Source organism: Geoglobus sp., from assembly GCF_054018175.1.
Window position 1 is genome coordinate 1 of the sequence record NZ_JBPLZQ010000003.1, and the last position, 13,014, is coordinate 13,014.

At 53.2% G+C, this 13,014-nt stretch carries 16 protein-coding genes and 1 tRNA gene; 4 read left to right on the forward strand and 13 right to left on the reverse strand.

The window, feature by feature from the left end; all coding sequences use genetic code 11:
- The 4 genes from ACXJJC_RS00135 to ACXJJC_RS00150 all read right to left on the reverse strand — a co-directional run.
- Positions 1-789: glutamine synthetase beta-grasp domain-containing protein (locus ACXJJC_RS00135; RefSeq protein WP_456368429.1), on the reverse strand; the 789-nt coding region annotated here is incomplete at its 3' end.
- A gap of 204 nt (positions 790-993) precedes the next feature.
- The gene (locus ACXJJC_RS00140; RefSeq protein WP_456368434.1) at positions 994-2,430 is read right to left on the reverse strand and encodes a glutamate synthase-related protein; all 1,437 of its coding nucleotides are present in this window, start codon (positions 2,428-2,430) and stop codon (positions 994-996) included.
- Positions 2,431-3,108, reverse strand: a complete 678-nt coding sequence (locus tag ACXJJC_RS00145) for a GltB/FmdC/FwdC-like GXGXG domain-containing protein (RefSeq protein WP_456368435.1) — start codon at positions 3,106-3,108, stop codon at positions 2,431-2,433.
- A 5-nt stretch (positions 3,109-3,113) separates the two neighbouring features.
- A complete protein-coding gene (locus ACXJJC_RS00150; RefSeq protein WP_456368436.1) occupies positions 3,114-4,031 on the reverse strand; it encodes a class II glutamine amidotransferase domain-containing protein in 918 nt (305 codons plus the stop codon).
- A gap of 117 nt (positions 4,032-4,148) precedes the next feature.
- Between ACXJJC_RS00150 and hisC the strand changes: the two genes are divergently transcribed.
- Both hisC and ACXJJC_RS00160 read left to right on the forward strand, forming a co-directional pair.
- Complete coding sequence (gene hisC / locus ACXJJC_RS00155) at positions 4,149-5,165, forward strand: histidinol-phosphate transaminase (RefSeq protein WP_456368437.1); 1,017 nt, start codon at positions 4,149-4,151, stop codon at positions 5,163-5,165.
- Positions 5,162-5,518, forward strand: a complete 357-nt coding sequence (locus ACXJJC_RS00160; RefSeq protein WP_456368438.1) for a Mov34/MPN/PAD-1 family protein — start codon at positions 5,162-5,164, stop codon at positions 5,516-5,518. The genes hisC and ACXJJC_RS00160 overlap by 4 nt, the downstream gene beginning before the upstream one ends.
- Positions 5,519-5,568: 50 nt before the next feature.
- Here the strand turns inward: ACXJJC_RS00160 and ACXJJC_RS00165 are convergent, their stop codons facing one another.
- The 4 genes from ACXJJC_RS00165 to ACXJJC_RS00180 form a co-directional block, all read right to left on the reverse strand.
- Positions 5,569-5,805, reverse strand: coding sequence for a hypothetical protein (locus ACXJJC_RS00165; protein WP_456368439.1), 237 nt, complete (start codon positions 5,803-5,805; stop codon positions 5,569-5,571).
- Between the two features lie 189 nt (positions 5,806-5,994).
- Positions 5,995-6,077: transfer RNA gene (locus ACXJJC_RS00170), tRNA-Ser, on the reverse strand.
- Positions 6,078-6,141: 64 nt separating this feature from the next.
- On the reverse strand, positions 6,142-7,029 hold the full coding sequence (locus ACXJJC_RS00175; protein WP_456368440.1) for a malate dehydrogenase: 888 nt from the start codon (positions 7,027-7,029) through the stop codon (positions 6,142-6,144).
- Between the two features lie 42 nt (positions 7,030-7,071).
- Entirely contained in the window at positions 7,072-8,154 is a 1,083-nt protein-coding gene (locus ACXJJC_RS00180; protein ID WP_456368441.1) for an LUD domain-containing protein, read from the reverse strand.
- Positions 8,155-8,219: 65 nt separating this feature from the next.
- On the opposite strand from ACXJJC_RS00180, the gene pdxS reads away from it, so the two are divergent.
- Positions 8,220-9,221: a pyridoxal 5'-phosphate synthase lyase subunit PdxS gene (pdxS, locus tag ACXJJC_RS00185; RefSeq protein ID WP_456368448.1), complete on the forward strand. Its 1,002-nt coding sequence runs from the start codon at positions 8,220-8,222 to the stop codon at positions 9,219-9,221.
- The gene (gene pdxT / locus ACXJJC_RS00190) at positions 9,218-9,805 is read left to right on the forward strand and encodes a pyridoxal 5'-phosphate synthase glutaminase subunit PdxT (protein WP_456368442.1); all 588 of its coding nucleotides are present in this window, start codon (positions 9,218-9,220) and stop codon (positions 9,803-9,805) included. The genes pdxS and pdxT overlap by 4 nt, the downstream gene beginning before the upstream one ends.
- On the opposite strand, the gene ACXJJC_RS00195 is transcribed toward pdxT, so the two are convergent.
- From ACXJJC_RS00195 to ACXJJC_RS00215, 5 genes are all read right to left on the reverse strand, one after another.
- Positions 9,797-10,558, reverse strand: coding sequence for a DUF169 domain-containing protein (locus ACXJJC_RS00195; RefSeq protein WP_456368443.1), 762 nt, complete (start codon positions 10,556-10,558; stop codon positions 9,797-9,799). The genes pdxT and ACXJJC_RS00195 overlap by 9 nt on opposite strands.
- 39 nt (positions 10,559-10,597) lie before the next feature.
- Positions 10,598-11,143 carry a hypothetical protein gene (locus ACXJJC_RS00200; RefSeq protein ID WP_456368444.1) on the reverse strand — a complete coding sequence of 182 codons (546 nt, stop codon included), beginning with the start codon at positions 11,141-11,143 and terminating at the stop codon, positions 10,598-10,600.
- 39 nt (positions 11,144-11,182) lie between these two features.
- A complete protein-coding gene (locus tag ACXJJC_RS00205; RefSeq protein WP_456368445.1) occupies positions 11,183-11,728 on the reverse strand; it encodes a hypothetical protein in 546 nt (181 codons plus the stop codon).
- A gap of 48 nt (positions 11,729-11,776) precedes the next feature.
- A complete protein-coding gene (locus tag ACXJJC_RS00210) occupies positions 11,777-12,721 on the reverse strand; it encodes a TPD domain-containing protein (RefSeq protein ID WP_456368446.1) in 945 nt (314 codons plus the stop codon).
- Positions 12,711-13,014: NMD3-related protein (locus ACXJJC_RS00215; protein ID WP_456368447.1), on the reverse strand; the 304-nt coding region annotated here is incomplete at its 5' end. The genes ACXJJC_RS00210 and ACXJJC_RS00215, both read right to left, overlap by 11 nt.

Genomic DNA, 13,014 nt, shown 5'->3' on the forward strand with positions numbered 1-13,014 from the left:
GAATGTGGCGATCATTCCGTACATTGCCGCGAGGTTCTTTGCGGCGAACTTGTAGTAGTAGAACGCATCTCCAACATCCACGAGTGTTTTCGGCTCGAAGTCAAGCTCAACCTGTCCTGCTGTTGCAACCTCGTGGTGGTGGTACTCCACCATAACTCCGAAGGACTCGAGTATCTCGACGAGCTCGTTTCTGTAAGCGACGGTTGTGTCTTCCGGTGGTGGTCTGAAGTAGCCCTCCTTTGGCCTTATGATCATCCCACCCGGAGTCATCTCCGGACTTTCAGGCATCACTCTCGGAGGCCCCCAGCTGTCTCCAGCTCCACCGTTTGGTGAGACCCAGAGATCGTAAACGAGGTTTGTCGGATCGACATTCTCGAACAGGAAGAACTCTATCTCGGGGCCGAAGATCGCGGAAAGCCCCTGATCTGCGAGCTTCTTCTCGACCCTCTTTGCCACGTAACCTCTTGGATCAACATCGCTCTGCTCCCTTCCCCAGGCTTCGTAAACGTCACCGAACATTATCGCGGTTTTCTGAACCGGATCGGTCTCCCAGGGGACGATTCTGAGGGTCGAGACGTCCGGCATCCAGACCATGTCACTCTCGTTTATAGACTTGAATCCCCTGATCGAGGAGCCGTCGAATCCGATGCCCTCAAAGGCACTACCCTCTATGAACTTTCTCGCGGGGATGCTGAACGTCTGCATGTATCCCCTGACATCCGTAAAAGCACACAGAACCTGCTTTATTCCATTCTCCTGCAGAAACTTCTTGGCCTGTTCAACGTCCATCCACACCACCTGAAGATTTTTTAACGTTCCTCCGTATGCGGTTATATAAAATTTTCTGATAATGGATTAAGTTTAAAGATTTTTAATGGGATGGGGAAGGGGTGCACATGTTGTCCAGTTCCCGTGACATGGGGTTGCGAAGAACTGGTAGTTTGCAAAACAAACGTGTGGAGCAAAATATTTTGAAAAAATGGTTTTTGGGGCTCAGAACCTGAACGGCCTGTCCCAGCCGGCGAGCTTCACTCCCGTGATTGCGGACGTGTTTATGTCTATCGCCCTGAGGTCCTCTTTTTCGAGGTTCCTCACGTCCGTCTTTCCCGCCTGCTGAGTAAGTATTTTGAGCTCCTCCGTCATTGCCTTTATGTAGTTGTACATCCTCACTGCACCCTTCTCAGGGTCGAGCCTCCTCCTGAGCTTCGGGTCCTGCGTTGCTATGCCCTTCGGGCACTTGCCCATGTGGCACTGCCTGCAGACCGTGCACCCCAGAGCGATCAGGGCTCCGGTACCTATCTGCACGGCATCTGCTCCAAGCGCGAGAGCCTTTGCGACATCCGCGCCGGTCCTTATTCCTCCCGCAGCAACAAGGCTTACCTCGTCTCTCATGCCGATCTCTCTGAGCGCCTCGTCCGCCTGCACGATCGCGACTATGGTCGGAACTCCAGCGTGGTTGGCAACCACATCTGGAGTTGCGCCCGTTCCTCCCTGCATGCCGTCCACGACTATTATGTCAGCCCCCGCTTTAGCGGCAATCTTGACGTCGTCTGCAACTCTCCCCGCAGAGTACTTCACGGCGATGGGGATCCTCCAGTCGGTTATCTCCCTGAGCTGCTCTATCTTCATCGCAAGGTCCTCTGGGCCGATTATGTCCATGTGCCTTGCCGGCGATAGGGCGTCTGTTCCTGGTGGTATGCCCCTTATCCTGGCAATGTCCTCCGTTACTTTCTCACCGAGCAGGTGCCCACCCATTCCTGCCTTCGCGCCCTGGCCTATCTTGATCTCAATGGCATCTGCAGAGTTGAGGTACTTCGACGAGACTCCAAACCTCCCGCTTGCGTACTGGGCTACAAGGAGCTTCGCGTTCTTCCTCTCCTCCGGATGCATGCCACCCTCTCCAGTATTCGTGGCCGTTCCCGCCATAGCCGTGCCCTTAGCGATCGCGACCTTCGCCTCGAGGCTCAGCGCACCATAGCTCATGGCCGCCACCATTATCGGCGTCTCGAGAACGAGGGGCTGCTCGGCAAACCTGTCTCCAAGCACAACCCTCGTGTCGCAGGGCTCTCTGTACTTGTCAATGGGTGGCCTCGACGTCTGGGCCGGCAGTATGACGAGGTCGTCGAAGTGGGGCACGGGCCTCGTCGCCCCTGTACCTCTCACAAGGTACTCTCCGCTCTCAGCCTTCCTCCAGATCTCGTGCACCATCGCTCTGCTCCACAGCCCCCTGTCCTCGAGGTCCGACGTTCCGAAAACCTGAATCGCGCCTGCAGGACACACGTCAACGCAGTTTCCACACCCGACGCAGGCGGTCTGCTTCCCAACAACGGGCATCCTGTCCTCTTCAACGAGTGCTGACGTGGGGCAGTACCTGACGCACCTGAGACACCTGATACACCTATCCCTGTCTATGGTTATTTCGAATACCATCTAACCCTCCTCCGATGGGGCGCTACCATAAACAAACCTCTTCCTTATCGGAACGATCTTTCTGAACTTTTCGGTGAAGGCAGGAAAATCGTGAGCCTTGAGAGTTTCCTTCAACCACTCCTCGTCCTGCTCGTCAATCTCAACGATCTTTGCGTTTTTGCCCAGGCTATCGACTTCTCCCTTGACGTATATCGCTCCCCTGACTATGCTCTCTCCAGCCATACCTCTAAGGTCTCCGAGCACGACCATTCTTCCTCCCATCATGTAAAGCCCGGTCATGAAGTCGCTGTTTCCCCCCACGATTATGGTCCCGTTCTTCATGATCTCTCCCGTCCTTGCCCCGGCGTTGCCTCTCACAACTATCGTTCCGCCGTAGATGCCCTGGCCCACGCCGTCTCCGGCCGCACCCATTATCTCGATGTATCCGTCGGTCATGTTATCTCCGGCAAACCAGCCAGCGTTCTTTTCTATGACCATCCTCACGCCGTGGATCATCGTCCCTGCGAAGTATCCTGCGCTTCCCTTCACGATAATCTCCACATCGCCAACGACTCCGGCTGCGAGGTAGTGCTTTGCACCGGGATTTAGCAGCACGATTTTATCCTCTCCACTCTTCACTGCCTCTTTTATCGTCCTGTTGATCTCCCTAACGCTCAAATCTCTGCAATCGATCTCCATTTCCATCACTTCCTGTACACTCTAAAATCACCGGGGGCGAGATACTCGGTATCGAGATTGAGGGGCTCGAGAGCAACTTCCTCACTCGAAATTGCGAAAAGCCCGTCCCCCTCGGCGACCATCGCAGGCCTCAGGCCGAGTTTATCCTTTGCTACTCCTATCTCGTTGGGAGTGGCGATTATGAATGCGAACGGCCCGTCGAGGTCTCTGACGGCACACTCGAGAGCCTCTTCCAACTTATACCCCTCGAGGAGCTTGTCTGCTATGTAGTGCACTATGCACTCCGTGTCGTTATCGGTTGTGAAGTAATGGCCCTTGGCCTCCAGCCTCTTTCTGGTGTTCCAGTAGTTGGTTATCTGGCCATTGTGAACCACGGTTATGTCAGGGTACAGAAAGCTCTGAAATGGGTGAGCGTGATACCTGTCAACGCCACTTTCGGTGGAGAACCTTATGTGGCCGATTGCATGCGTCCCGCCCTTCTCCGAGACCCTGTAGATCGAGTCCACCTGATTTATCGTGCCCACATCCTTGAACATCTCGAACTTTCCCGCAGACAGAACCGCCACATTCTCAAGTCCCTGTACCTCGAGGGCGAGCCTCTTAAGCCTCCTGAACTCTATTTTTTCGACAAGGAAGTCTGTTATGTAGTAATCCTCAGCCTCAACAAGATTCTGGATGGACTTTATGGTGCCGTAGTGGTTTGCGAGCTCTGCGACGGAGTCGATGAGGTCCTTTCTTTCCTCCTCTTCACCCTGAATTTCGACCCTCATGAGGAACTCGTTATCCTTCAGGCTCAATCCACCGTAAAGTGCAACACCAGCTCCGTCCCTCCCCCTGTGCTGGAGTCTGTTCATCATCTCGATGATCGTCGCTCCGAGGTCATCTCTTTTCCTCTTTGAGAGTATGCCAACTATCCCGCACATAACAATCGGCTAAAACACTCGGGAAGGTTATTTAAATATTGTGAATTATACGCATACAGAAATCCACGAGCATCTTTGTATGGCAACCCTTAAAACCTTCCGCGACAACTCAGCCTCATGCGAATGGTGGTCAGTCTCATAAATGAATACGACCCCGGTCCGTTTCCCGAGGATTTTGAGGGTCACGTGATACAGCTCGCGTCCAACGAAAACCCTTATCCGCCAGCTGAGAACGTCGTCAGAGCGATAAATGAGAACGTTTTCAGGATAAACAGGTATCCCTCCCCATACTACAGGGTGCTGAGAGAAATGCTTTCTGAATACACAGGTTTCGCACCAGAAAACATCGCTATCTCCTCGGGGGCGTCAGACCTCATCAGGCTTGTTACTGACATCATCATAGAGCCTTTTGACAGGGTACTCATCCCCATGCCCTCTTACACGATGTACGTGATGTACTCCATGCTGAGGGACGCGGGAATAGAAACCAGGATTTACGAAGGCTACGCCATAGACGGGTGCTACGACAGGGGAAAGCTTGCTTTTCTCTGCAGTCCCAACAACCCCACGGGAAATGAGGTGAGGGTTAGGGCGATCGAGGAGTTCCTGCAGAACTTCGATTACGTGGTGGTTGATGAAGCTTACTTCGAGTTTTCCGGAAACAGCTGTGCACACCTGCTGGAGCACTACGACAACCTGATAGTTCTGAGGAGCTTCTCCAAGTTCTTCGGGCTTGCGGGCATGAGGGTAGGCTACGCGATCGCGGACGAGAAGGTCGTGAGGGCAATTGAGAAGGTGAGAAGCCCGTTCGCAGTTTCGATGCTGGGGCAGATTGCTGCAGCTGAGGCTTTGAGAAGCGTGGAGTACTACAGGCGCGTCGCCGAGCTGATAGTTTCGGAGAGGGAAAGGCTCAGAAAAGAGCTTTCCAAGGTGTTCCACGTTTATGAGAGCCGGGCCAACTTTCTGCTTGTGAGGCACGACGTTCCGGACATCGTGGAAAAACTGATGGAAAGGGGCATTCTCGTCAGAGACGTCACCGGACTCGAGGGGCTGAGCGGTCCCCACTTCAGGGTGACAGTCGGCAGGAGGCATGAGAACGACAGGTTCCTCGAGGCAGTGGGGGAGATAGTGTGAAGATAAGGAGGGAACTTCTCAGGGCACTCATCGAAATCGCGAGGGAGAACCATCCACACGAGTTCTTCGCCCTGTTAACAGGGAAAAAAGGCGTGATAGAGGAGTTCGTGTACATACCCTTCCAGCAGGGTGAGGACTACGCGAGCTTCAACACGTCCCTCATCCCGCTCGGAATGAGAATTTACGGGACTGTTCACAGCCATCCGTCATCTAATCCCAGACCATCTCCCCAGGATCTTTCGACGTTCTCGTCCTACGGCAGAGTTCACCTGATCGTGCACTATCCTTACTGCGAAAACTGCTGGAAGGCTTACGACCCTGCAGGCAACGAGACCGACCTCGAAGTGGTGTGAAGTGCGAAAAACCTGCAGGAAAATAAAGAGGTAGGAGAGTTTCGTAAATCTCAGCTCGCTTCCTTCTTTTTGGTCCGGGGACTCTCGATTGCTTCAATAGTTCCGGAAATACCAGCAATTGCTCCTATAATTCCGGCAAGGGCGAATGACCCGACGACAGTCAGCCCGAGAACCTTCATGTATGCTCCAAACTCTGGAATGCCTCCGTAGGCGTATGACAGAATGGCCAGGTTTATCCCCGCGAAGGCCACGAACATTATCCCCCACAGCGTCAGGAACAATCTCATGATTAATCACCAATAATACTTAACATTGATAACCTATAAATAGTTTTCCATGATAAATATTGTTAAATGTGGATTATAAAACTCAAAAAATGTTTATCGGACAATTAAAACGGCACAGCAACCTCTAACTGGAATGGCTGCTGCCCGGCATATCAGATCTGCGGGAAGTGAATTGTTGTGGAGAGAACACGCCTGGGCTGGGACTTGAACCCAGGTGCCCTCATCGGGCAGTGGATCTCGAGTCCACCGCAGTGCCTCTCTGCAACCCCGGCCCGATTGCTCATCTGTGCGGAGTGAATATTATGTTTTTGGTGAGGCCGGCAAAAATATGTGGGTTCAGTAACCGAGCTCCTTCAACCTTTCCTTCAGTATGCCTGCCGAGTTTCTCAGGGCGCTCAGCTCGTCTTCAGGGAGGGGGTACTCCACCACCTTTTCTACCCCGTCAGATCCGAGAATGGCGGGAACACCTACTGCAACATCGTTTATTCCGTATTCTCCCTGCAGAATGACGCTCGTCGGGATTTCCTCCTTCGTGTCGTTGACGACGGCGTTCACCATCCTGTAGACAGCCACCGCAGGTCCGTAGATCGTTGCACCCTTTCTCTTTATCACCTCCGCGGCAACGAACCTCACCTGCTCGAGCGTCTTGTCCCTGTCCACCTCTCCGTCGAAGTCCGCCTGGCTCCACATGATGAACATGCTGTCGCCGTGCTCACCTATGATCCACGCCTTCCTTATGTTCCTCGCGCCCTGGGCGAAGAGGGTGGCCTTGAGCCTCGATGAGTCCAGCATGTTGCCCATCCCGAAAACCTCGTTCCTCGGTTTTCCCGTTTCCCTCCACATGATGTACGTCATGACGTCCATTGGGTTCGTCACGACGATTATCTTGCTCTCCGGACTCACCCTCATGATGTTTTTGGCGACGTCCTTTATTATTCCCGCGTTCTTGTTTGCGAGATCGAGCCTCGTCATTCCCGGCTTCCTCGCGAGCCCTGCAGTGACGACTATCACGTCACTGCCCTCGAGGAGGGAGTAATCACTACCGCCGGCGATCTCCGGATACCTGTCGACTCCTGCCGCGGCGTGCGTGAGGTCCATAGCCTCTCCAGCTGCGAGATCTTCTGCAATGTCCACGAGGGCGATCTCGTCCACGTCCATGTTGAGGAGACACGTGAATGCCGAAGTGGCACCAACTCTGCCTGCTCCAACAAAACCGAGCTTCATGTTCTTCACCTTCGGAAAGCTTTACATGAGCGTTATTTAACCTTACTGATTTTTACTTATATTTGCTCCCTTCAGAACCCTCAGCATCCCCGGAACATCTATTTTGAGTGGACACATCTCTCTGCAGATGCCGCATCCAAGGCAGAAGAACGGATTAACCTCTTTCCCGGTTATGTAATCCCACACAGTCCCTATTCCTCCGCTGTAGCTTTTCCCCCAGTCCGCGTTGAGTGCCGTGTAGCTCGGGCAGGAGAAGAGGCACGCACCGCACTTGAGGCAATAAAGAGCATCTCTGAACGCTCCCTTTCTCGCCCTCATCCTCCCGTTGTCGACCAGAACTATGCCAACTCTCTCTGGCCCGTGGATTCCGGTTATGACCTTCTTTTCGATGTCGCCGCTCTTGCTCTTTCCCGAGATTACGTTGAGGTACGTTGGCATCCTGTAACCCGCGCTCTTCCATGTGAGTTCGCAGACCCTGAGTGCCGATTCCAGGTCCTCCACTATCTTTTCCACCCCTGCGAATATGAGGTGCTTTTCAGGAATTGAGCTGACGAGTCTGACGTTTCCCTCGTTTTCTATAATCACAACGCTTCCGTCCGCAGACACCGCATTGGCACCGGTTATACCGCCATCTGCGGAGAGTATCTTGCTCCGAACGAAGGCCCTGACCTTGGTCTTAAGCTCGTCAATGCTCTCCACTCCGAAGAGCTTGAAGGCCTCGCTGGCGGAAAGGTGTATTGCCGGCAGGGTGAAGTGCCTTGGCCTGTCCCCTGCGAGCTGGACGATCAGCTCTCCGAGGTCGGTTTCCCAGACCTCAACCCCAGCGCTTTCGAGCGCCTCTCTTATTCCGAGCTCGTGCGTTACTGTTGACTTGGCCTTGACAACCGTGCCCGAATCGCTGAAAAAGTCAATGGCGATTTTTCTCGCCTCATCTGCGTTTTCGGCAACAAAAACCTCGAAGCCACCGGCCTCAAGGGAAGTGATTGCCCTGTCGATAAGGTGGTCGAGCTCTTCGACGGACCTTTCCTTGATCTTCCTGACATCTTCTGCGAGCATCAGGAACTTGCCGTCCACGATTTTTCTTCTCCTCTCGTCCAGGTTCCTTCTTGCGGACTCAACACCCACAAGGCTGGTATGCGTAAGGTAAAAAAACACTTCTGATTTATGATGTGTGAATCAGGGTGATGCTTATGGAACTGGAAAATCTCAGGTTCGGAACTGAGCTCGTCAAGAGGGGCTTTGCGAAGATGCAGAAGGGTGGAGTCATAATGGACGTCACGACTCCCGAGCAGGCAGCGATAGCAGAAGATGCTGGAGCCGTGGCCGTGATGGCGCTTCACAAGGTTCCTGCCGACATCAGGGCGAGCGGAGGAGTGGCGAGAATGGCAGATCCGAAGATAATTCAGGAGATTATGGACGCCGTCACGATCCCTGTCATGGCCAAGGTGAGGATAGGCCACTATGCCGAGGCGAGGGCACTCGAGTCCCTCGGCGTGGACATGATAGATGAGAGTGAGGTCCTCACACCAGCTGACCCGTTTTACCACATAGACAAGAGGAAGTTCACGGTTCCCTTCGTCTGCGGGGCGAGGAGTCTCGGAGAGGCTGTGAGGAGAATCTGGGAAGGAGCGGCGATGATAAGGACCAAGGGTGAGGCAGGAACGGGCAACGTCGTCGAGGCTGTGAGGCATATGAGGATGATGAACTACGCGATCGACAGGGTGGAGGAGATGGACGACTACTCGATCTACAACCTGGCTGAAAATTACGCCAGAGCGTACCTCAGGCTCCCGGAGAGGATAAAGAACGAGTTCGATCACGTGGTAGAGTTCAGAAAGGACGAGGTCATTTACAAAGAGTACACGCTCTGGGAGATTGTTGAGGGGTTGTTTGAAGTGCTGAAAGACATCAGGAAGATGGGGAGGCTGCCCGTCGTCAACTTCGCTGCCGGTGGTGTTGCCACTCCTGCAGATGCAGCGTTCATGATGCAGCTCGGCGCAGATGGGGTTTTTGTCGGTTCTGGCATCTTCAAGTCTTCGAATCCAGAAGAATACGCAAAGGCGATAGTTCAGGCTGTCGAGCACTTTGACGAACCGGAGGTCATAGCAGAGGTCAGCAGGGGACTGGGTGAGCCGATGAAGGGACTTGATGTTTCGGACCTTGAGATTCAGATGCAGGAAAGGGGAGTATGAGGGTAGCCGTCGTCGGCGTGCAGGGTGACGTGGAGGAGCACGTTGAGATAACCGAGAAGGCAATGGAGCGGCTGGGGATCGAGGGGGAGGTAGTCGCCACGAGGAAGCGGGATGTTGTGGGGGAGAGCGATGCGGTCATACTTCCCGGCGGGGAGAGCACCACGATATCCAAGCTCATCTGGAGGGATGGAATCGCAGAGGAGATAATCAGGCTTGCCAGAGAGGGGAAGCCGGTCATGGGCACGTGCGCCGGACTGATAGTGCTTGCCAAACACGGGGACGAGCAGGTCGAGAGGACGGGGACTAAGTTGCTCGGTTTGCTGGACGTCAGAGTGAAGAGAAACGCGTTCGGGAGGCAGAGGGATAGCTTCGAGGCGGATCTGGAGTTCGAGGGAATTGGCAGCGTGAGGGCAGTCTTCATAAGGGCTCCGGCCGTTGAGTGGGTCGGCGATGGCGTGCAGGTCCTTTCGAGGTTTGAGGAAAGGATCGTGGCGGTCAGGCAAAAAAATGTGATTGGCCTGGCATTCCACCCTGAGCTGACAGACGACACGAGAATCCACGAGTTCTTCCTGACATCACTCTGAACCCTTCATGTTTTTTACCGACTCTTCGTAGCTTTTCGGGAGTATCATTCTGAGCCTGAGCGCCGTGGACGGGATGGGGTACCTTATCCCTCTCCTGTGGGTTGCCTCGAGGTTTCTTGCCAGATCCTCGGCCATTTCCCATGGGAATGCGAACGCCACCTCGTCGTCCTGCGTCAGGCCGAAAAGCCTGTCTCCGTAGCAGGGCACGACATACCTTGCCTTCTTCTCCATGAATGACTCAAGGTACTCGCTGCACGCAGCCCTTCCGAGGATTTTGGTCTCGAACGCCCCTCCCCTCTCGTGAAGCACCGCGTGTATGAACCTGAGTATCTGTGCTGCGTTCCCGTAAACGACCGCGAAGTCTGGAACTGCCTCGTCCCTCTCGAGAGGAAAGACGAATCCGCCGATGTACTCTCCGGTCGTCATCTTCGGAACGGCCTCCTCGAACCTCACCCCGACCTCCCTGCTTGCAGCATATCCGGCATCGTACGCAAGCTCGCCGCTCCTGTACAGCTCGTCTGGCTCCGCGAACCCGTATGCTATCAGGCCAAGGGGGCACGTTGTTTCACCGTCGAAGTACACAGTCCACCTGTACCTCCTCGCCATGTTGTATGCCTGGCAGATCGTTATTCCCTCTATCTTCCTGGCCTTTTCGGGGACTTCATCCATGCTTTTGACGAGTTTGAACCCTATCGGAAATGTTGATGGCCTTACGTATCTCTCAACAACTTCTGCAAACTCGGAAGGTTTCATGGCCCGAATTTATTTTGAAACTATTTAAAATGAGCGATTTTAACCTTCGAATATGGAGTAGTCCCTGTCTATGCTGAACGCTCCGGAAAACTCTCTGAACGGAAACCTGTACTCCGTTACCGTGTAGAGGTAGGCTTTCTCGAGAGATATGTCCTTCTCGTCTATCTCTATCACTGAATCAAATAGGTCTCTGAGCGCTCTCTCCTTTCTCTCGTCCACCGAACCTCTCAGCAGGAAGAAGTATATGATTGCTCCCCCACCCATCACGAGCCTTATCAGCTTCTCGTCAAAGCCGCCGTCGAAGATGTGGAAGTGGTAACCGTAGGCGATTACAACTCCCGAGTCAACCTCATCGTAGCTCTCCAGTATCTTTCCCACATTGCTCGGGGCAAACCCCTCGAAAAGCCTGAAGCTCGACTCGAGCCTTCTCTTCGCCACCTCGTTGAACACGTACCAGTGAAGGGATTCCCTGCCCCACACATCCGCAATGAGCTTTGACAGTGAGAAAAACACCTCGTTTCTCGGGTAGACAATCAGGACGTTCTCTCCCGTCGTATTTGAGCTTATGAAGCTCCTCAGGTTCATCGAGTTTTTTCATGTTCTATAATTATAAATTCTTTGCGGTCACTCGATGAGCGTGTAGTCCTTACCTATCTTTATGGCCCCTGAAAACTCGGTGTGCGGGTAAACGTAGGCCTTCACGCTGTAGAAGAACTCCTTTCCGAGGGGAGCCTCCTTCTCTTCCACCTCTATGACGTAGTCGAAAAGGTCCTTAAGGGCGATCATCTTCTTCTCGTCTATCGCGTTCCGGTATATGAAGTTGTAGAGCGTCAGGTTGTCGTCAAGCACGAGCCGGATGAGTGGGTCGTCCGCACCGATCCCGGTCATTATCTGGAAGTGGTACCCGTAGGCAATTATCACGCTCCTGTTGATGTCGTCGTAGCTCATGAAAATCCTGCCGGCATCTTTCGGGGCTATTCTGCTGAATATCTTGAAAAACTTCTCGAGCCTCTTTTTTGCGATCTCGTTAAAGACGAACCACCCTATGTTTTCACGACTGTAGTGATCGGCAATAAGCTTTGAGAACGAGAGAAAAACGTCATTGTCGGGATAAAGAATCAGAACGTTTTCTCCACCGTTTACGTTGCCGATCAGCTCCCTTATACCCATACGGATTCATGATGATGGAGCGAATCTTATAAGCTTTTCTGTTTCGGATTATACAATCACCGTCAGGAGCCCCATATTCCTTAGCACGGTAACCAGATCTCTGTTCCATCCGGCAACTACGATGTTCGTTCTCACCGAGTCGAAAAGCTTCATGACGTCCCGGAGAAACTCCTTTGATCGGATATCGTCGGCTTTCCACTCGAACACCTCGGTGTTGAGTCTTTCGGCGACCTCCTCCGGGTTTTTATCGGCGAGGAACACCTTCATCTCAACGAGAAATCTCTTCGAGGGGCTGTCTATGAAGCCGTGGTCCTTCAGCATCGCGAGTGAGTGCAGCTCGTCTATCTTCCCGAGCCAGTATATCACCATTCCGTCACCGTACATCTCCAGGTACTGGTTGTACTGCTTTTTCGAGTAGAACCTGTGAAGTTTTATGTCTCCGAACAGAGCCTTGCTCTCTATCCACCTGATTCTCCTTCCCTCCACTTCTATTCCGTCTTCGATGTAGAAATCCGGCGTCTTCTTTGCAGGTCTCAGCTGGTTCTCGTCCTTGAACTCCACGTTCAGCGACTCCAAGTACTCCCGTATTATCTCCTCTCCGACCCTCCCCCTGGCGAACTGGTACCTGACCGCGATTGGGGAGTATATGAAGTCCTTGTATATGGCCGACCACACCATCTCCGAAAACTCGCTGTCGTCTGGACTGGAGAAGCACCTCGAGATCTCCTTGTTGGTCATGCCGAGCGACTTCATGAGGAGCTTCAGCCTCATTACTGGTGGCAGTCTCAGCCAGTCCGGTATCTTCCTGTTTTTCTCCCAGTATGTTGCGATCTCCGGGAGCTTTGCAGTGTAGATGTGGTACCTTCTCTTCACGTTGTCGATCCTCTTCTGGAGGAGTATGCTGAACAGGGTCCCTCTCGGGTACGGGTACTTTCTGAAGTCGCTGAACCTCTTCAGATCTCTCCTGATTTTGAAGAACTCGTCACTTTTCATCTGTAAACCTCACGGAGTACGTGAAAAACCACCTGACCCTTCCCCTTCTCAGTCCCGCGTACTTTGTGCTGGACTTGACGATTGCAGGTCTGAGCTTCTTAACCTTGGACAGAAACCTTCTCGCGGTGTTGACGTCTTCGAAATACACATCAATTCCGTACTTATTTCTGACAACCTCTACCTCGTCGAGCTTCTCTATCATCCTGTCTATTCCCTCTACGTTACCCCTGAACTGTATCAACGCGGGGTGTTTCACAGGTGAAAGTTTTATTACCCTGTATATCCATTTTTCC

Bases quoted from the DNA above. Each gene is read 5' to 3' on its own strand.
- ACXJJC_RS00140 (WP_456368434.1), bottom strand. From the start codon at position 2,430: ATGGTATTCGAAATAACCATAGACAGGGATAGGTGTATCAGGTGTCTC.
- ACXJJC_RS00145 (WP_456368435.1), bottom strand. From the start codon at position 3,108: ATGGAGATCGATTGCAGAGATTTGAGCGTTAGGGAGATCAACAGGACG.
- ACXJJC_RS00150 (WP_456368436.1), bottom strand. From the start codon at position 4,031: ATGTGCGGGATAGTTGGCATACTCTCAAAGAGGAAAAGAGATGACCTC.
- hisC (WP_456368437.1), top strand. From the start codon at position 4,149: ATGCGAATGGTGGTCAGTCTCATAAATGAATACGACCCCGGTCCGTTT.
- ACXJJC_RS00165 (WP_456368439.1), bottom strand. From the start codon at position 5,805: ATGAGATTGTTCCTGACGCTGTGGGGGATAATGTTCGTGGCCTTCGCG.
- ACXJJC_RS00175 (WP_456368440.1), bottom strand. From the start codon at position 7,029: ATGAAGCTCGGTTTTGTTGGAGCAGGCAGAGTTGGTGCCACTTCGGCA.
- pdxS (WP_456368448.1), top strand. From the start codon at position 8,220: ATGGAACTGGAAAATCTCAGGTTCGGAACTGAGCTCGTCAAGAGGGGC.
- pdxT (WP_456368442.1), top strand. From the start codon at position 9,218: ATGAGGGTAGCCGTCGTCGGCGTGCAGGGTGACGTGGAGGAGCACGTT.
- ACXJJC_RS00195 (WP_456368443.1), bottom strand. From the start codon at position 10,558: ATGAAACCTTCCGAGTTTGCAGAAGTTGTTGAGAGATACGTAAGGCCA.
- ACXJJC_RS00200 (WP_456368444.1), bottom strand. From the start codon at position 11,143: ATGAACCTGAGGAGCTTCATAAGCTCAAATACGACGGGAGAGAACGTC.
- ACXJJC_RS00205 (WP_456368445.1), bottom strand. From the start codon at position 11,728: ATGGGTATAAGGGAGCTGATCGGCAACGTAAACGGTGGAGAAAACGTT.
- ACXJJC_RS00210 (WP_456368446.1), bottom strand. From the start codon at position 12,721: ATGAAAAGTGACGAGTTCTTCAAAATCAGGAGAGATCTGAAGAGGTTC.